The organism is Winkia neuii subsp. neuii DSM 8576, assembly GCF_000420405.1.
Lineage (GTDB): Bacteria > Actinomycetota > Actinomycetes > Actinomycetales > Actinomycetaceae > Winkia > Winkia neuii.
In genome coordinates this window covers 138,695-156,347 of record NZ_ATUW01000002.1, presented here as the reverse complement: position 1 = coordinate 156,347, position 17,653 = coordinate 138,695, and the positions used below count along the sequence as shown (strand labels likewise).

General features: G+C 57.8%; 17 protein-coding genes and 1 riboswitch. Of the genes, 12 read left to right on the top strand and 5 right to left on the bottom strand.

The features are described from left to right. The first annotated feature begins 56 nt into the window (after positions 1–56). The 5 genes from purU (at position 57) to G437_RS0102440 (ending at position 5,315) form a co-directional block, all read left to right on the top strand. Positions 57–920: a formyltetrahydrofolate deformylase gene (gene purU / locus G437_RS0102460; protein ID WP_024331015.1), complete on the top strand. Its 864-nt coding sequence runs from the start codon at positions 57–59 to the stop codon at positions 918–920. Positions 921–1,094: 174 nt separating this feature from the next. After that, positions 1,095–1,181, top strand: a riboswitch (ZMP/ZTP riboswitch). A gap of 32 nt (positions 1,182–1,213) precedes the next feature. After that, entirely contained in the window at positions 1,214–2,497 is a 1,284-nt protein-coding gene (gene glyA, locus G437_RS0102455) for a serine hydroxymethyltransferase (protein WP_024331014.1), read from the top strand. Next, on the top strand, positions 2,497–3,390 hold the full coding sequence (locus G437_RS0102450; protein WP_024331013.1) for a bifunctional methylenetetrahydrofolate dehydrogenase/methenyltetrahydrofolate cyclohydrolase: 894 nt from the start codon (positions 2,497–2,499) through the stop codon (positions 3,388–3,390). The genes glyA and G437_RS0102450 overlap by 1 nt, the downstream gene beginning before the upstream one ends. A 32-nt stretch (positions 3,391–3,422) precedes the next feature. Then, the gene (locus tag G437_RS0102445) at positions 3,423–4,496 is read left to right on the top strand and encodes a BMP family lipoprotein (protein ID WP_024331012.1); all 1,074 of its coding nucleotides are present in this window, start codon (positions 3,423–3,425) and stop codon (positions 4,494–4,496) included. Further along, positions 4,497–5,315: an exodeoxyribonuclease III gene (locus G437_RS0102440; RefSeq protein ID WP_024331011.1), complete on the top strand. Its 819-nt coding sequence runs from the start codon at positions 4,497–4,499 to the stop codon at positions 5,313–5,315. It begins immediately after the preceding gene. Here the strand turns inward: G437_RS0102440 and G437_RS0102435 are convergent. Then, a complete protein-coding gene (locus tag G437_RS0102435) occupies positions 5,306–6,523 on the bottom strand; it encodes a YihY/virulence factor BrkB family protein (RefSeq protein WP_024331010.1) in 1,218 nt (405 codons plus the stop codon). The genes G437_RS0102440 and G437_RS0102435 overlap by 10 nt on opposite strands. Before the next feature lie 65 nt (positions 6,524–6,588). Here G437_RS0102435 and galK point away from each other — a divergent pair, with 65 nt between their 5' ends. From galK to G437_RS11130, 5 genes are all read left to right on the top strand, one after another. Then, on the top strand, positions 6,589–7,809 hold the full coding sequence (galK, locus tag G437_RS0102430; RefSeq protein WP_024331009.1) for a galactokinase: 1,221 nt from the start codon (positions 6,589–6,591) through the stop codon (positions 7,807–7,809). Further along, on the top strand, positions 7,809–8,858 hold the full coding sequence (locus G437_RS0102425; protein ID WP_024331008.1) for a mannose-1-phosphate guanylyltransferase: 1,050 nt from the start codon (positions 7,809–7,811) through the stop codon (positions 8,856–8,858). Before galK ends, G437_RS0102425 begins: the two co-directional genes overlap by 1 nt. Beyond that, on the top strand, positions 8,855–9,973 hold the full coding sequence (locus G437_RS0102420) for a BMP family ABC transporter substrate-binding protein (protein ID WP_024331007.1): 1,119 nt from the start codon (positions 8,855–8,857) through the stop codon (positions 9,971–9,973). The genes G437_RS0102425 and G437_RS0102420 overlap by 4 nt, the downstream gene beginning before the upstream one ends. Before the next feature lie 96 nt (positions 9,974–10,069). Continuing rightward, on the top strand, positions 10,070–10,795 hold the full coding sequence (locus tag G437_RS0102415; RefSeq protein ID WP_024331006.1) for an LOG family protein: 726 nt from the start codon (positions 10,070–10,072) through the stop codon (positions 10,793–10,795). Between the two features lie 97 nt (positions 10,796–10,892). Then, entirely contained in the window at positions 10,893–11,054 is a 162-nt protein-coding gene (locus tag G437_RS11130) for a DUF3117 domain-containing protein (protein WP_070454404.1), read from the top strand. 59 nt (positions 11,055–11,113) lie between these two features. Here G437_RS11130 and G437_RS0102405 read toward each other — a convergent pair whose 3' ends face one another. The 4 genes from G437_RS0102405 to G437_RS0102390 are packed head-to-tail and all read right to left on the bottom strand — an operon-like array spanning position 11,114 to position 14,788. Further along, entirely contained in the window at positions 11,114–11,746 is a 633-nt protein-coding gene (locus tag G437_RS0102405; RefSeq protein ID WP_024331005.1) for an O-methyltransferase, read from the bottom strand. Between the two features lie 53 nt (positions 11,747–11,799). After that, positions 11,800–12,909: an Mrp/NBP35 family ATP-binding protein gene (locus tag G437_RS0102400; RefSeq protein WP_024331004.1), complete on the bottom strand. Its 1,110-nt coding sequence runs from the start codon at positions 12,907–12,909 to the stop codon at positions 11,800–11,802. Positions 12,910–12,951: 42 nt separating this feature from the next. Continuing rightward, on the bottom strand, positions 12,952–13,488 hold the full coding sequence (locus G437_RS0102395) for a DUF1003 domain-containing protein (protein WP_024331003.1): 537 nt from the start codon (positions 13,486–13,488) through the stop codon (positions 12,952–12,954). Next, the gene (locus tag G437_RS0102390; protein WP_024331002.1) at positions 13,481–14,788 is read right to left on the bottom strand and encodes a magnesium transporter MgtE N-terminal domain-containing protein; all 1,308 of its coding nucleotides are present in this window, start codon (positions 14,786–14,788) and stop codon (positions 13,481–13,483) included. Before G437_RS0102390 ends, G437_RS0102395 begins: the two co-directional genes overlap by 8 nt. 70 nt (positions 14,789–14,858) lie before the next feature. On the opposite strand from G437_RS0102390, the gene G437_RS10465 reads away from it, so the two are divergent. After that, positions 14,859–15,545, top strand: a complete 687-nt coding sequence (locus G437_RS10465; protein WP_024331001.1) for a YflT domain-containing protein — start codon at positions 14,859–14,861, stop codon at positions 15,543–15,545. A 92-nt stretch (positions 15,546–15,637) separates the two neighbouring features. Further along, a complete protein-coding gene (gene typA / locus G437_RS0102380) occupies positions 15,638–17,554 on the top strand; it encodes a translational GTPase TypA (RefSeq protein WP_024331000.1) in 1,917 nt (638 codons plus the stop codon). Positions 17,555–17,653 lie beyond the last annotated feature (99 nt).

The following is a 17,653-nucleotide window of genomic DNA, read 5'->3' as shown; positions in this document are numbered from 1 at the left end:
TGCGGTAGCCTGCCCTGGTTGCGGGATTTTGCCTTGGGTCAGGGTAGGCTATCGCCATGATTAGTGAATCGACCTCTAAAGATGATTTTGTTTTAACTATTTCGTGTAAGGATAGGCCAGGCATCGTACATGCTGTAACCGGCGCGATTGCACGTGGTGGCGGAAATGTTGTTCAGTCTCAGCAGTTTGGGGATCCGGAAAGCGGCCTATTTTTTATGAGGGTTGAAATTTCCTGTGCCAGCGGGGTTGAAACTTTAGAGAGCGGGATTAGCCGCGTTGCCGAGTCGTTTTCTATGCAGTGGAAGTTGTATTCGGCAGGGAAGCGAGTGCGTACGATTTTAATGGTGTCTAAGGAAGGGCACTGTCTCGCTGATCTGTTGTACAGGCAGGACTTTCAGGGGTTGCCGATTGAAGTTGTTGCTGTGGTGGGTAATCATCCTGATCTGGCGCCTATTGCTCAGTTTCATTCGGTTCCTTTTATTTGCAAGCCTGTTACCAATCAAAATAAGGCACAGGTTGAAGCTGAGTTGCTTGAACTAATTGATGCGGAGGGCGTCGAATTAGTTGTGCTGGCGCGTTATATGCAAATTCTGAGCGACAGCATTTGTCGAAGGCTGGCGGGCTCTGTGATCAATATTCATCATTCGTTTTTGCCGTCATTTAAGGGAGCGCGTCCTTATGCGCAGGCTCATGCACGCGGGGTGAAGCTAATTGGGGCGACTGCCCACTATGTTACGGCGGATCTAGATGAAGGTCCGATTATTGAACAGGATGTGACTAGAGTCGATCATGCGGATTCAACGCTGGACATGGTGCGCCTTGGACAAGATGTGGAGCGGCGCGTGCTAGCGAGGGCGGTGAAGTTCCACGCGGAGCACAGGGTGCTGCTAAATGGCGCTCGTACGGTGGTTTTCTCCTAATTTTTTTAAGTGTACGTTCACTGTAGCGGCAAAAATTTTAAGTGTACGTTCACTAGTTCCAGGGGTAGGCGCACTTCTAAGGGCGGGCTCTTAAGTGTACGTTCACTACGAAGGCGCCGAAATTTTTAAGTGTACGTTCACTGTGTGGCGCGGAAGGCGCCCCTTGAGATACCCTTGAGCCGTCGCAACTGGCGCCTAAGGTGGACACCACCGGGGAGCGGCATTGAAAAAGGCACCCAGTCGCTCGCCTGGGCTGGTGCCTGGAACACTTCGTACCGCGACTGGAGGATAAATTGACTGACCCCCTGCAGCAATCCCTAGCTGAACTAGACCCGCAAATTAAAGAGGCGGTGGATGCGGAACTGGACCGCCAGCGCTCCACGCTCGAAATGATCGCCTCGGAAAATTTCGTTCCCCAGGCAGTGCTCGAATGTCAGGGCTCCGTCCTCACGAACAAGTATGCCGAAGGCTACCCGGGGCGCCGCTACTATGGTGGCTGCGAGCATGTTGACGTAGTTGAACAGCTGGCCATCGACAGGGCCAAAGAGCTCTTCGGCGCCGAATATGTGAACGTACAGCCCCACTCGGGGGCGCAGGCGAATGCCGCCGTGCTGCACGCACTCGCCAAACCGGGCGATACCATCATGGGCCTCGCCCTCGACCAGGGCGGTCACCTAACTCACGGCATGAAGATCAACTTCTCGGGTCGCCTTTACAACGTTGCCGCATACGGCGTTGATAAAGAAACCCTGCGGATCGACATGGATCAGGTGCGCCAGCTCGCGCTCGAGCACAAGCCCAAGGTCATCATCGCTGGTTGGTCCGCCTACCCGCGCCACATCGACTTCAAGGCGTTCCGCGCTATAGCAGACGAGGTCGGCGCTTACCTGTGGACCGACATGGCTCACTTTGCGGGGTTGGTTGCGGCTGGCTTGCACCCCTCCCCGGTGCCGTACTCAGATGTGGTTTCTACTACCGTGCACAAGACTCTGGGCGGCCCCCGTTCCGGCATGATCCTCTCGCGCGACACTAAGCTTGCTAAGAAGCTCAACTCTGCGGTGTTCCCAGGCCAGCAGGGTGGCCCTCTGATGCATGTGGTTGCCGCCAAGGCTGTGGCGATGAAGTTGGCTGCCTCCCCAGAATTCAGGGACCGCCAGGAACGCACTCTTGAAGGGGCTAGAATCCTCGCCGCACGGCTCTGTCAAAAAGATGTAGCTGATCAGGGGATTAGCTTGCTGACGGGGGGAACTGACGTCCATCTTGTGCTTGTGGATTTGCGCAATTCTCGGCTCAATGGGCAAGAGGGCGAAGACCTGCTTCACCGGGTGGGTATTACCGTAAACCGCAACACGGTTCCCTTCGATCCGCGCCCGGCTTCAGTTTCTTCTGGCTTGCGCATTGGCACTCCCGCCCTGGCTACGCGCGGGCTGGGTAAAGATGATTTTACGGAAGTTGCCGACATTATCGCTACGGCTCTGGTGCAGGGAGCTGCCGGGCAGGAAATTGACGAGGCCGGTCTGCGCGCCCGCGTCGACAAGCTGACGGCGAAGTACCCGCTGTACCCCGAACTCGGCTAGTGCGCTATCCGTGGGATGGTCCCGCCTCCCTTATGGACGGGACCGCCGCGGCCAGCCAAATTAAGGCCGAGCTCGCGGTGCGCGTCGAGACATTAAAGAAGAAGGGCCGCATTCCGGGGCTAGGCACTATTTTGGTGGGTGAGGACCCCGGTTCCAGGAAATACGTTGCTGGTAAGCATCGTGACTGTGCTGAGGTGGGTATTACCTCCCACCGCATCGAGTTGCCTGCTACGGCCAGCCACGCCCAGGTTATGGCGGCAGTCGAGCAGATGAACAATGATCCGGCAGTAACCGGCTTTATTGTGCAGTTGCCGTTGCCTAATCAGGTTGACACCAATGCCGTTTTGGAGGCTATTGATCCGCAAAAGGACGCCGACGGGTTGCATCCTGTGAATTTGGGAAGGCTGGTTCTGCGGGTGGGCACCACCGTGGATTCCCCGTTACCTTGCACTCCTCGTGGGATTGTCGAGTTGGGTAGGCGCAACGGCGTGAATTTTGATGGGGCTAACGTTTGCCTGGTCGGTCAGGGACTTACGGTGGGGCGGCCGCTGGGGCTGCTATTGGGGCGCAAGGACTGCAATTCCACGGTCACTTGTTGCCACATTGGTACCCGCAACTTGGCCGAGCACGTACGTGCCGCCGACATTGTGGTGTCGGCTGCCGGCGTGGCGAATCTCATCACTGCGGACATGGTTGCCCCCGGAGCGGCCGTATTTGATGTGGGGGTTTCACGCACTACCGATCCGGTTTCCGGCAAGTCGAAAATTGCTGGTGACGTTGCCGAGGGCGTAGACCAAGTTGCCGGAAAGATCTCGCCTAATCCCGGCGGGGTGGGGCCAATGACTCGGGTCTTCTTACTTGCAAACGTGGTGGAAGCTGCCGAGCGCAGTTAACATGGGGGCAGTGTACTTTCTAAGGAGCCCCTATGCGTAAAGCACTTGTTCTGACCGTTATCGCGGCGCTTAGCTTCTCGTTTGCCGCTTGCTCTGGTGGGCAAAAGGCGGCTGAGCCTGCGTCTTTGGATAAGGCCTGTCTGGTTACAAATCAGGCAGGTCCCAAAGACGGGGGGCTCAATGAGGCGTCTGTAGCTGGCCTTGAGTCTGTGCGCACAGCTAAGAAGGCACCTAAGACTCAGGTTTACGAAGCTAAATCGTCTTCGGACTACCAGCAGGTGTTGCAGAAGGCTGTTGCTGATAAGTGTTCGATTGTGGTGGCCGTCGGTGCTCAGATGTCGGAGGCTGTGGGGAAGGTGGCTAAGGCCCACCAGGATTCGCGTTTTGCCCTCGTCGACGCTCGCCCAACGCTAAATGGGAAAACCGTTGAGCTAGATAACGTTCGCCCGATCCTATTCGATACTGCCCAGGGAATGTTTTTGGCGGGCTATTTGGCGGCGGGTACCACCACTACTGGTCTCGTCGGTACTTATGTGGGCCAGGTAAATGAGTTTACGCAGGCGGCCGCTTCCGGCTTGGCCGAGGGGATCGACCGGTACAACGACGCCAAGGGCACTTCGGTGTCGCTGCAGGGGTGGGAGCCGGATGGCAAGTCCGTGCTTGCCGTGGGCGATTTTGTCAATAAGGAGAAGGCAGGCCAGCTTACCCAGTCTCTGTTGGATAAGAAGGCGGGGGTAATTGTGCCCATTGCTGGTGCGGCCTCTGAAGGTACTTTGGCGAAGATCGGAAACAATCGCGATTTGGGAATTATTTGGGTTTCTGCAGATGGGGCAAGGAAGCATCCGGAGCAGAAGGATCATTTTGTGACCTCGGTGTTGAAGCGGGTAGATCGCGGAGTGCAGGCTGTGGTCGAGGGGTCTACGGCCTCGTCTGACTCTGCGGGAGCTTGGGTGGGCACCTTAGAAAACGGGGGATTGGCCCTGGCCGGCTATGGGGCTTACGATTCTAAGCTTACGCCGCAGCTGAAGGAAGAGGTTAGGGAACTTCTAACTCAGGTGAAGAAGGGGCAAATTCGCGTTCAGTCTTCCATTTTGCAGGGGGAATAGGTGCTAACTGTTGCTTCTATAAATGTAAACGGGATTCGTGCGGCCTTCCGCAAGGGTATCGAGGGGTGGCTCGATTCGGCTGCTCCGGATGTGGTGCTGGTGCAGGAGGTGCGTGCCGACCAGCAGATTGCCGCGGACCTTTTTGGTCCTGCTTGGCGGGTGGTCACCGTGCCGTGTCGGCTGAAGGGGAGGGCCGGGGTCGCCATCGCTGTGAAGGCTGATGCGCCGGTGCTTTCAAGTCGCGACTATTTGTACGAGGGCGAGTCCGATGTAGATTCTGGGCGTTGGGTGGAGCTGACTTTGGACACGGCGGATGGAAACGGCAATGCCTGCCCGTTCACGCTGGTGTCGGCGTACTTGCATTCTGGGGAGTTGGATACTCCTAAGCAGGAACAGAAAATGGCTTACCTGGCTAAGGTGGGGCCCCGTCTGGAGCAGCTGCAGGGCGCCTGTGTTGTGGCGGGTGACTTTAACGTTGTGCGCTCGGAGTTTGACATTAAGAATTGGAAGCCGAATCATAACAAGCGCTCGGGGGTGTTGGATTCCGAGATCGCCTATCTGGATGGTTGGATGAGTGGGCGTTGGCACGATCTGACCCGCACTAAGTTAGGTGAGGGCGTTAGAGCTCCTTACACCTGGTGGTCTTTTAGAGGGCGGGCTTTCGACAACGATGCGGGGTGGCGCATAGACTACCAGATGGTCACTGACGAGGCCTTGGCCCTGGCCGGGCCAACTAGGGTGGACCGGGCTAGTGGGCACGATTCTCGTTGGTCGGACCACGCCCCGCTCGTGGCCACGTATTCTTTGAGTTACAGGTAGTAGTCGGCCTCGGCCTTTTGGAGGCGGCGGCGCAAGTGTTGCAGTCGCCAGGTTTTGTACCTTCCGACTAGGCCTCCCCACTTTGGGGTGCGGGGGGCTGTTTCTATGGTCAAAGGGTCGTGTTTAGGGTCTGGCTCTATGGCCCCGGTTAGCGACTGGTGTGGCCAGGCGAGCGTGTGCGGATAGGTTACGGAAATGTAATTGGGGGTTTCGTCTGCGTGGATGTGTTCGCGGTTGGCCGGGATTGCCGGCCGGGGCGGATTTGCCATAAAAGCACACACCATGAGGGTGACGCGGGCAAGTAGGTTTACCCACAGCAACAAGGTTACGAGGGCGGCGGCTGAGGCTAACAGTGGATTGTCGGATACGGAGGCTACTAGCGAGGTGCCGGCCCACCGCAAGATTCCTGCTCCTAGTGCGAATACCACGAGTCCTTTTAGTAGGTCGGCCTTTGGAACCTTTACCGCTGCGATGAAGCGCACTAGCATCCAGAAGACGCCGGCGTCGATTAGGGCCGCCCCGGCGAGCACTAGAACGCGGATTAGGAATGAACCAATGCCGCCTGGAAGGCCGATGGCAGCGAAGATGGTTCCGCCTGCGGTGGAGGCAACCACGCCGACCGCTGCTGTAGCGAGTACAGAGAGGGCTATTACTACGAATCCTGCGGCGTCGCGCAGTTTGTCTGAGAGGGCAGAAACGGGCATTACTGTAATGCCGAACATGTCGCGGATTGAGACTTTTAGAGCCTGCATCACCCGGGTTGCGGAGAGTAGGAGCGAAATTAGCGCTATCAGGCCGGCAAGGGTGAAGGGAGAAGATAGCACAAGCGATTCCGGATCTACTAGCCCTTCCTTTCCGCCTACGGTGATTAGCCCGGGCATGGCTGAGTTAATTGCTTTGAATACTGACTCGCGTAGTTGCTCGTTTGACCCCAGTAGGGCCATGAACACCGTGATCCCAATGGCTAGTGCGGCAAACAGGCTAAAGAGGGCGGTGTAGGAGATTCCGCCGGCGAGCAGCGCTCCCCGCTGGACCCCGTAGCGAGCCAGAAAACGGCCGAGGCGCGAATCCTTGTACCAAGAGAGCAATGCCTTTATTTTCGCCCCCGCTCCTTCTTGCGACAGGGCGCTTTTGAGGGTGTGGGCACCTTCGGGGTACGTGTGGTGGTAGGGGTCGGCTCCCGTTGTTACTTGTGCGTTTTTGGCCATGGCTCAAGGTTACAAGGTATTAGACAGGTGCGTATTGGATCGGGCTCCTCCTGTAGGATTGGAGGGTGAGTGAAAGCGTTTTGTTGCCAGCTTGGTCCCGCGAGGAAGCGTCTGCAAAGGTGAAGCAGCTTTTTGCGGCGACCTTTTCGTATGCCCCGCAGGGGGTTTGGTTCGCGCCTGGGCGGGTGAATTTGATTGGCGAGCACACTGATTACAACGGGGGGCTCTGCCTGCCCATTGCGCTGCCGCACGCGACCTATGTTGCTTGCGCGCGTCGCCAGGATCGTTTAGTGCGCATCGTTTCTGCCCAGGTGCAGGGCGTCGCCGAGGTTGACCTGGATCGCGTGAGCCCGCGAACGCGCCAGGCCATTCCCTCTTGGGCCACCTATGTCGTGGGGGTAGGGTGGGCTCTCGCGGAGGCTGGCTTCCACGTTTCTGGTCTCGATATTGCGGTCGATTCCTGCGTGCCGTTTGGGGCCGGGCTTTCGTCTTCTGCAGCATTGGAGTGCGCCGTAGCGGTGGCCTGGTCAGACCTCAATTCTTTGGCGCTTGCCGAGGGCGGCCGACAGGTTTTGGTAGAGGCCTGTAGGGAGGCCGAGAATCAGATTGCGGGGGCTCCTACGGGTGGTTTGGACCAGTCGGCCTCGTTGCGTTGCGCTCGCGGAAGGGCGCTGGAACTGGATTGCAAAGATATGTCCGGGCGCCAGGTACCTTTTGAGTTGTCGGGGGCTGGGGCACAGTTGCTGGTGGTAGATACTAGGGCTACCCACGAACTTACCGATGGCCAGTATGGCAGCCGCCGGCAGGCATGCGAGCGGGCAGCTGAGAGGTTGGGTCTGCATTATTTGGCGGAGCTTACCCCGGATGCTCTTCCCGCGGCGGTGAAGAGGTTGCCTGCCGGGGAATCTGTGCGACTGGTGCGTCACGTGGTTACAGAGGTGGCGCGCGTTCGCGCGGCGGTGCGCCTGTTGCGGAGCCGGAAACTGGATGTTGGCTTGGCAAAGCGTTTGGGGGAGTTGTTTGTGGCTTCCCACATCTCGCTGCGCGACGATTATCAGGTTTCTTGTCCTGAGTTGGATGTGGCGGTCGAAGCAGCTTTGAAAGCAGGGGCTTACGGGGCCAGGATGACGGGTGGCGGTTTTGGTGGCTCTGCGATTGCCTTAGTAGACGGGGCAAAGACAGGGCGGGTGCAGCGCGCAATCGCCGAGGCTTTTGAACGGGCAGGTTTTACTCCGCCCAGGTTTTTGGTTGCCCTCGCCCAGGATGCGGCAGGGAGGATTAGCTAGTGCGCGCTATTATTCCAGCAGGGGGAGCGGGAACTCGCCTGTGGCCGTTGTCCAGGCGCAATCGTCCCAAGTTTTTATTAGATCTGGCTGGTTCGGGCCAGTCGCTGCTTGCCGATGCTATAGGGCGTTTGCGGGGGGCAAAATCTGTCATGGTGGTCACCGGGCTCATGCACGAGGACGCAGTGCGCGCGCAAGTTGGCCGTTCGGTGGAAGTAATAACTGAGCTTTCCCCTCGCGATTCGATGGCCGCGATCGGCCTTGCGGCAGCTATTGTAGAGGTCCGCTACGGGCGCGAAGAAGTTGTAGGTTCTTTCGCAGCCGACCACGTGGTTGCCGACAATACTGAATTCGCCAGAGCTGTTAGGAGCGCTGAGGAGGCCGCTGAGGCCGGGTGGATTTGTACTATTGGCATCGGCCCACGTTTTGCTGCCACTGGCTTCGGCTACATTGCCCCTGGCGATTCCACCGAGTCAGGGGACACTTTGCAGGTAAAGCGTTTCGTTGAAAAGCCCGACCAGGAAACTGCCAGCCGGTACGTGCGCGAGGGGTATTTGTGGAACGCCGGAATGTTTGTGGCCAAGGCGGGATTGCTGCTCGATACGCTCAGCCTAAATCATCCCCACCTGGCCTCCGGATTGCGGCAAATCGCTGCTGCTTGGGATAGCCCGGACCGCGACGACGTACGCGAACGCGTTTGGCCGGGCCTAACTAAGATAGCCATTGATCACGCCGTAGCTGAGCCGGCTGCCGCCCTCGGCAAAGTAGCGGTGGCCCCCACCGCGCCCACTTTGGGCTGGGACGACGTAGGCGATTTTGGAGCCCTGGCTAAGATGGACAACATTTTGCAGGTGGGACAGGCCCGCGCCGAGGTGATCGCTTCTGGCTCTACGCTTGTGGCCACCGACCTGGATAGTACCGAATTGATCGCCGTGCTCGGCATCGAGGACGCCGTAATTGTTAGAACCAAAGACGCCACGCTCGTGGCCAGCCCGCAAAAGGCCCAAGAGATAAAACAGCTTACTGCCTCCCTTCCTGCCGAATACCGATGAAAAAGTATCTGCCACTCCTGCTCGCGATAGGTCTCTTTGCAGGCTGCCAGGCGAATGAACCCGAACGTGTAGCCGCCCCTGTGCCGAAGGCTTGCGCGGTGATGGAAGGAGCCGACATCGCTGGCACAGGCGCTTCGGCAGTGGGCAGAGGGGTCAGTGCGGCTGGGGCCGCTACTGGCCAGCAGATCTCAGCACGGTTCGTCAGCGAGCCAGCTGAAGGGCAAAAAGCTATGGAGACGCTAATAGAGGATGGATGCAACCTGCAGGTGGTGTTCGGTTCCTCCCTGGAAGCCGGGGCGTTGAAACTAGCCAACTCCCACAGGCAAGTTCGCTTCGTGTTAGTGGGAATGTCATTGCGGGCAAAGGACGTGCCCGAAAATGTAAAACCCGTAGTTTTCGACCTGTCTGTTCCCGCCTGGCAGGCAGGCTATGCTAGCGCAGCCTACACGCGCACTAAGAAGATCGGGCTCGTAGCCGGGGCATACAACGACCAAAGTGCCACATTGCTCGCAAATTTTTCTGCGGGAATAGGGGCGCGCGACACGGCCAACTCTAAACAAAAACCTGCCCAGGCTAATGCTACAGATAAGGGCGAGGGGTACTACCTGGGGGCTCAAGCCGCCTACGAACAGGGCGAAGAGGCCGGCCGCCAGCTTTACAAGGCCGGTGCCGACGTAATAGTTGCGGCTGCCTCCGAGCAAGCCAACAAGGCGCTGGTGCGTGCGCTCAAACAGAAAAGGGACGAAACTAAAAAGGTCAAAGTTATTGTTCTTTCGCCCTCGGCAATTTCTAAGGAACAGGCGGCCAACCTGATTGTGGCCACGGTGGAACCGCGCTACGAGGTAGCCCTAAAAAACCTGCTAGTTTCCTCTATAAAGAATGGCTTTAGCTCCGCCCGCTACATAGCGAACGCTCAAAATGGGGGAGTGGGCATCTCTCTCGCAGGCGCCGGCGAGGGCGAAGCAGAGCCATTTGCGAAGGCGCTGGAAAGTGCGAAACAAAGGCTTTCTAAAGGGCAAAAGCTCCTGGTAAAACCCGATTCGGCACCCGGTCAGATTAGTGCGACAGCTTTTGCGCCCCCTACTGAGGCGAGTAAAGAACTGGACGAAAAGTAAGCGTTAGTCTGAAAAAATGGTGAACTCGAGGTCGCAAATCGGAAAAAATTATCCAGTTGGCACACAAAATATTTGAGTGTAAGGCATGCTGGTTTAGTGAGTAAAAGTGAAACGTATAGACGCGGCCCGGTGATGCTGCGGGGGCGGATGATCCCAAAGGAAACTACCGACACTAGACTACTAAAGAAGGGCCAGGAATCCGACTGGCTGCACATGGATCCGTGGCGGGTCATGCGCATCCAAGCCGAATTCGTAGAGGGATTTGGGGCCCTCGCCGAATTGGGGCCGGCAGTATCAGTATTCGGATCCGCCCGCTCGAAAGTTGGTTCTGAACACTACAAATTCGCTTATGAGGTAGGCCGGCTTTTAGCTGAGCGCAACATAGCCACCATTACGGGGGGCGGTCCCGGGGTGATGGAAGCTGCCAACAAGGGGGCGCACGACCACGACGGCGCCTCGGTGGGCTTAGGGATCGAATTGCCGCATGAACAGGCGCTAAACCAGTGGGTGAACCTGGGCGTGAACTTTAGGTATTTCTTCGTCCGCAAGACCATGTTTGTAAAATATGCTTCCGGGTTTATTGTGATGCCGGGTGGATTCGGCACTTTGGACGAAATGTTTGAATCAGTCACGCTAGTGCAAACCCGCAAGATCAAGAAATTCCCGATTGTGCTCGTGGGGGGTCACTACTGGAACGGGCTGCTGGACTGGATTAGGGGAACGGTTTTGGAAGCCGGCTACATTGCGGCCGAAGACCCTGACATGTTCCGGGTAGCTAACACTCCAGAGGAAGCCGTCCGCTTGGCTACGGCCGATATCTAGCCCATCTCGGGCCGCTTTTATATCGATTTGATAAAATGGGCTCATGCTACTTCTGTAGCTGGCAATCATGCCAAGAAATGTAAGGACAGGTGCGCACATGGCAGCAATGAAGCCCAGGACTGGCGACGGTCCACTTGAAGTTGTCAAAGAGGGTAGGGGGATCCTTATGCGGATTCCTTTGGAAGGCGGCGGCAGGCTGGTCGTAGAGCTCAGCGACGACGAGGCTCAAGATTTAGCCAAGGCACTCGAGAACCTATGAAAGTAAGGGGCGGCTTAAGGGCCGCCCCTTCGCTTATCCCCCTTACGCTGGGGGTCTGTCTATTTGCGTGCTATTGCAATAGCTAGCCCGTCACCGACTGGGAGCAGGGAGGTTATCCACAGATCCTTGTCTAGCAGAGTTTTCACAGCCTCGCGCATCGCGACTGTTTCTGGGTCTCGGCGGGCCGGATCTGCCACCTGGTCGTGCCAGAGGGCATGCACCAGCGCCACCACGCCGCCCGGGCGCACGAGCAAGCGGGCGTGCTGCAAGTATTGTCCGACTTCGGCCACGTCCCCATCAATTACCACCATGTCGTAGGCGTTGTGTGCCATGCGGGGGAGCACATCCAGCGCCCTGCCTGTGATTAGGCGCGTGTGTTGCGTGGGGATGCCGGCCTCCCTAAACAGCTTTCGGGCGGCCTTGTGGTACTCGGACTCTATGTCAATAGAAGTAAGGACCCCGCCCTTTGCCATACCCTCGAGTAGGTAGAGGGCGGACGTGCCCGTACCCGTACCAATTTCTAATACTGTCCGGGCGCTGGCAGCTCCAGCAATCGCACGCAGGGCACCTCCACATGCCCTCGAGACAGCGGGCGCACCGAGTTCTTCGCCTAGCGCACGCGAGGCTCCAATAACTTCGTCTTGGTATGCGATCTCTTCGGCATAAGTCCAGGAGAGGGCTTTCTCGGACAAGGTAACTCCTTAGGAAATGAACTAGCCGGCTGTTAACAAACTAGTTTAGCGCCCTACAGGGGCGAAACTCCCAGATTGCGTCCGGACAGGCCGCGCGAATGGTGAGCGAGCTTGCCGGCTAGCGCTTGCAACGCGCTGGCAGCTTCGCCTTCAGAAAGAGCAACGGGGGTGCCGTTGTCTCCGCCGATGCGCAGGTCCATGTCCAACGGAATCTGGGCTAGCAGCGGTACGGGATAGCCGAGCACTGTGGCCAGGCGGGCCGAAACGGTTTCCCCTCCGCCCTCGCCGAATATCTGAAGCTTCTGCCCATCGGGGGTGGACATGTAAGCCATGTTTTCAACAACGCCAATGACGCGTTGGTGGGTTTGGGCGGCAATAGACCCGGAACGCTCCGCCACTTCGGCAGCGGCAATCTGCGGGGTGGTAACGAGCAGGATCTCGGATCCAGGAAGGAGCTGCGCGATAGAGAGGGCGACATCGCCGGTGCCCGGTGGGAGATCCAGGAGCAGCACGTCGAGGTCGCCCCAGTAGACGTCGGTGAGGAATTGTTGCAGAGCGCGGTGCAACATGGGCCCGCGCCAAACTACAGGTTGGCCGTCGGGAACGAACATGCCGATGGACATGACCTTTACGTCGTGAGCCACAGGAGGCACAATCATGCCGTCGATCATGGTGGGTTCGTGTTCTACGCCCAGCATGCGCGGAATCGAAAAACCGTAAATGTCGGCGTCGACTACGCCAACCTTCAAGCCTTGCTTCGCTAGCGCAACCGCCAGATTCGCGGTGACCGATGATTTACCTACGCCGCCTTTGCCGGAAGCTACCGCAATGACCCGCGTTAGCGAATCCGGCTTCGCGAAGGGAACCTCGCGAGTAGGTCCACTCAACTTTTCACGAAGTGCCTTGCGCTGTTCTTCATTCATAACGCCTAGGCGGATCTGGGCCTGACTGATGCCTTCGACGGTAAGAGCCGCTTTAGTAGCGTCCTCTTTAATAGTGCTCTGTAGTGGGCAGCCAGCCACAGTCAGGTCAATATCAATTGTGGCGACTCCGTCTTTTACGGAAACTTCGCGCACCATGTCGAGGTCGGTAATTGGGCGACGCAATTCTGGATCGATCACGGATTGCATCGCTTGGGTAACGGCTTGTTCTAACTCGGTCATATTTCCAATCGTATTGGGTTAGGTTTGGTGGACGGCAGAAGGTTATGCCTTTGGCGAATCTGAGCTGGCCCCATCGGAGGCCGTAGGGCGCAGTTCTTCTAACAAATCGCGTATTTCGGAACGGACGAAATCGCGCGTGGCAACATCGTTCATCGCGATGCGCAACGAAGCAATTTCGCGCGTTAGGTATTCCGTATCTGAAAGCGAGCGCTCTGCCCGGCGCCTATCTTGTTCGGCAAGGACTCGGTCGCGATCATCTTGCCTGTTTTGAGCAAGTAGCAAGAGGGGGGCCGAATAGGAGGCCTGGGTTGAAAAGGCTAAGTTCAGCAAAATGAACGGGTACGGATCGAAAGGGGAGGCGCCGTGCACCCGGGCCAAAACCACATTCGAGATAATCCAGGCTCCTACGAAGATGGTCATCCACAGCAGGAATTTGGGGGTGCCGAAAAATCTGGCTATGGCCTCGGCAGCGCGCCCAAAGGTCTCGTTTTCGCCGCCGGAAGATCGTCGTCTGGAGCGGTTCATAAAGCGTCCGAAGCGGCTCCCCGATTTTGAGGGGGTATCTAGGCGCTCATTCATCAGAATGCTCCCTATCCATTGACTGGTCAGTTATCTGCTCGTCGGCTTCGCGCCAATCGTCAGGCAGAAGTTCGTCTAGTACGTCGTCTACTGAAACAGCTCCTAGTAGGTGCCCGTCGGCATCTACCACCGGCAAGGCAGTTAGATTGTAGGTTGCCAGTAGCCTGGTTATGGTGCCGATGCCCACCGAGGCATCCACCCCGTCTAGGTCCCCGTCCAGGATTGACCCCAGTAGCGTTTGGGGGGGCTCCCTTAGGGCTCGTTGGATGTGTACGATGCCCAAAAATCGGCCCGTGGGAGTTTCCAGCGGGGGGCGCACAACGCAGACAAGTGCGGCGAGGGCGGGGGGCACATCTACCTTGCGAACGTGTGCCAGCAAGGTGGCCACATTGGCGTCAGGGGGCAAGATCACGGGCTCTGTAGTCATCAGGCCACCCGCGGTGTGCTCGCCATAGGCAAGCAAGCGGCGTACGTCCTCGGCCTCTTCGGGCTCCATCAATTCCAGCAGCTGGCTGGCCTTATTGTCAGGTAATTCTTGTACGAGGTCGGCCGCGTCGTCAGGCTGCATTTCGTCTAGCACGTCTGCGGCCCGGGGGGCAGCTAGGTGGGCCACGATCGAAACGCGGTCCTCCTCGCCCAGTTCTTCTAGAACGTCAGCTAGCCGTTCGTCAGGTAGCTCGGCAGCCACTTCCAGACGGCGATCGTCGGGGAGATCGTGGAGCGCGTCGGCCAAATCTGCCGCTCGCAGCCCCTCGTAGGTAGCCAGTAGGTGTGAGGTGTCGGCGGGAATCATATTTACGCGCATGCCGGTAATCTGGTTGGGATCAACCAGTGCTTCTCCGCCGGTACGTTTAAAACCGAAGGTTCCGGGCCGGCCTCGCTCTACGTAAACTTTCGAGATGTACCAATCAGAGTTTTGGTCCTGCTCTATAGCTAGATCGGCGATGCGTCCCTTTCCGGACCCATCGCGGAACGTGACTAGGCGCCCCAGAACTTCGCCAACCACGAGCGATTCGACAGGTCGTTGGGAAAAACGCCGCAGATTCAGCATGCCCGTAGTAATAACTGCGCCCGGTTTAATCGAGGTAACGCGGGTAAGTGGCATAAAGACGCGACGCAGGGAACCGACCTCGACAACTAGACCTATTGCCCTGTGGTTGCCGGTGTAGCGCATCATGACAACCACGTCAGAGACCTTGCCAATGGCGTCACCTACCGGATCGAACACGGAGGTGCCTGCGAGTTTGGCTACGAATACGCGCCCACCAACACTCTTTACCGTTTTCGTATTGTGGTGCATGGGGACCTCCAGTTGGCGAAATCATGGCTAGCAAGCGCGCCGGCGGCAGTTTTCTGGCAATATCAATAATATGTCTACACCACTAAACTTTACTTCACCAGTTGGCAAGGCACCTGCGCCTACCGGAACTGAGGTGGCTTCATTTAGAACTTATGCTGAGGCCCAAACTGCCGTAGATGCGCTGGCTGAGGCGGACTATCCCGTGCATACGCTCACTATCGTCGGCACTGATCTGGTAATGGTTGAACGGGTCACAGGGCGTGCTACCGCTGGGAAGGCTTTTGCTCGCGGCGCCCTCAATGGGCTTTGGTGGGGGGTGATGCTCGGCTTGTTGAGTGCTTTCATCAACCCCGATTTTGGCGGAGCCGTAATCGTTATAACCGCAGGCGTAATAACCTTACTGTTTGGTCTTATCAACGTTGCAGTGCACGCTATGGCTGGTAAAAAACGACGTCAGGATTACACGTCTGTAACCTCGGTTGCTGCTTCGCGCTTCTCGGTGCTTGCTCTCTCGGATGCGGCTCGGGCAAGGCAGGCACTTGCTGGCGCGCCCGGGAACCAGCTGCAAAGGCAGAACCGTCCGCTCACTTCCGCGCCTGCCAACGAATCCCAACGGGAGCAGCAGCCGCAGGGGGCCCCTGCCTACGGGGTGCGCTTGAGTGAGGAAGAGAAGGCCGAGCGTGCGCGCAGCCAGGGCCATGGCCGCCACCGCGGCCCCGAACCTGACGAGGAGGCCTCTGAAAAGCCCCAATCGTGATCAATACCGCCTCGCCTGGGGCGGGAATCCTAATGAGCTAGACGTACCATTTTAAATGGTCAGATTGGCCGCTAAGAGCCTTAAGGAGCAATATGGCAATTCGCCAAGACCTTCGAAACGTCGCAATCGTTGCCCACGTCGATCATGGCAAAACTACGCTGGTAGACGCCATGCTCTGGCAGTCTGGTGCCTTCGGCGAGCACGACACGGTCGAAAGTCGTGGCGAGCGCATTATGGACTCGGGGGATCTGGAACGCGAAAAGGGCATCACGATCCTCGCGAAGAACACGGCTGTGCGCTACTCAGGGCCCGCGGTCAAGCACTCTGGCTGCGACGAGGTAGTGATCAACGTAATTGACACCCCCGGACACGCTGATTTTGGCGGCGAGGTTGAACGCGGCCTTTCCATGGTTGACGGGGTAGTGCTGCTGGTAGATGCTTCGGAAGGCCCGTTGCCTCAGACCCGCTTCGTGTTGCGCAAGGCACTAGAGGCCGGGCTGCCCGTGATCGTGGTAATCAACAAGGTGGATCGCCCCGACCAGCGCATCGACGAGGTGCGCGAGGAAACCATGGACCTCCTGTTGAACCTAGCCGACGACTTGGTAAACGACGGCGCGGATATAGACGTGGATGCCCTTTTGGATGTGCCGGTGGTCTACGCTTCCGCAAAGGCAGGTAAGTCTTCTCTCAACCAGCCCGCTCCCGGTGAGCTTCCCGATTCGAACTTAGAGCCGCTATTCGAAACGATTATCAAGCGTATTCCTGGACCCTCCTACGATCCGGAGGCCCCGCTGCAGGCCCACGTGACGAACCTGGACGCGTCGCCTTACCTAGGCAGGTTGGCGCTGTTGCGCATTCATAATGGGACCTTGAAAAAGGGGGCCACCGTTGGTTGGGTGCGCCACGACGGTACTATGCAACGCGAGCACATAGCTGAACTGCTGGCTACCGAAGCGTTGGACCGAATTCCTGTTGAAGAGGCCCACGCGGGTGACATTGTTGCCATTGCGGGCATTCCCGACATCACTATTGGCGAGTCCCTAGTGGACTTAGAGGATCCGCGGCCGCTGCCGCTCATCAAGGTGGACGATCCGGCGATCTCGCTGACTATCGGGATTAATACTTCGCCCATGGCCGGCCGCGTAAAGGGCGCCAAGGTTACAGCCAGGCAGGTAAAAGATCGTTTAGACCGGGAACTCATAGGCAACGTCTCGCTTCGCGTTTTGCCTACCCAGCGCCCCGATACCTGGGAGGTGCAAGGGCGCGGCGAACTCGCCCTCGCGATTTTGGTCGAGCAGATGCGCCGCGAAGGCTACGAATTAACGGTTGGCAAACCGCAGGTAGTCACCAAGGAAATTGATGGCAAGCGGTACGAGCCCATGGAAAATATGACCATCGACATTCCCGAAGAGCACCTGGGAGCGGTCACCCAGCTTATGGCAGCCCGCAAGGGGCGGATGGATTCCATGGCAAACCACGGCACCGGTTGGATCCGGCTCGAATACGTAGTGCCGGCGCGCGGTTTGATCGGATTCCGCACCAAGTTCCTGACCGAGACCCGTGGTACCGGTATTGCCTATTCCATTTCGGCCCCCTACGAACCGTGGCATGGCCACATAGAACGTCGTCTGACTGGCTCGCTTGTGTCTGATAGGGCCGGCAAAGCCATCCCGTATGCGATGATCAAATTGCAGGAGCGGGGTTCCTTCATGGTGCAGCCGGGCTCCGAGGTATATGAGGGGCAGGTAGTTGGCGAGAATGCTCGTAATGAAGACATGGACGTCAATATCTGCAAGGAAAAAGAAAAGACCAACATGCGTGCGGTGAGTGCGGATTCTTTCGAGGGGCTGGTGCCTCCGCGCACTCTGACGCTCGAGGAATCTTTGGAATTTGCCGCCGAAGATGAATGCGTCGAGGTCACCCCCGAGGCAATTCGCATCCGCAAGGTGGTGCTGAATGCCCAGGAGCGTTTCAAGATTGCCGCTAGGGCACGTCGGGAAAATAAGTAGTTGATCTGTTACTAACGAGGGCGGCAATGCCGCCCTCGTGTTGTATTGGGCGGGCGAAAGGCGACAATAGCCACGTTATAGGTAAAGTGTTTAACGCTG

Excerpts from the sequence above, each read along its gene's own strand:
- G437_RS0102445 (WP_024331012.1), top strand. The coding sequence starts at position 3,423 with ATGCGTAAAGCACTTGTTCTGACCGTTATCGCGGCGCTTAGCTTCTCG.
- G437_RS0102390 (WP_024331002.1), bottom strand. The coding sequence starts at position 14,788 with ATGCACCACAATACGAAAACGGTAAAGAGTGTTGGTGGGCGCGTATTC.
- G437_RS0102400 (WP_024331004.1), bottom strand. The coding sequence starts at position 12,909 with ATGACCGAGTTAGAACAAGCCGTTACCCAAGCGATGCAATCCGTGATC.
- G437_RS0102420 (WP_024331007.1), top strand. The coding sequence starts at position 8,855 with ATGAAAAAGTATCTGCCACTCCTGCTCGCGATAGGTCTCTTTGCAGGC.
- G437_RS0102395 (WP_024331003.1), bottom strand. The coding sequence starts at position 13,488 with ATGAATGAGCGCCTAGATACCCCCTCAAAATCGGGGAGCCGCTTCGGA.
- G437_RS11130 (WP_070454404.1), top strand. The coding sequence starts at position 10,893 with ATGGCAGCAATGAAGCCCAGGACTGGCGACGGTCCACTTGAAGTTGTC.
- typA (WP_024331000.1), top strand. The coding sequence starts at position 15,638 with ATGGCAATTCGCCAAGACCTTCGAAACGTCGCAATCGTTGCCCACGTC.
- purU (WP_024331015.1), top strand. The coding sequence starts at position 57 with ATGATTAGTGAATCGACCTCTAAAGATGATTTTGTTTTAACTATTTCG.
- G437_RS0102435 (WP_024331010.1), bottom strand. The coding sequence starts at position 6,523 with ATGGCCAAAAACGCACAAGTAACAACGGGAGCCGACCCCTACCACCAC.
- G437_RS10465 (WP_024331001.1), top strand. The coding sequence starts at position 14,859 with ATGTCTACACCACTAAACTTTACTTCACCAGTTGGCAAGGCACCTGCG.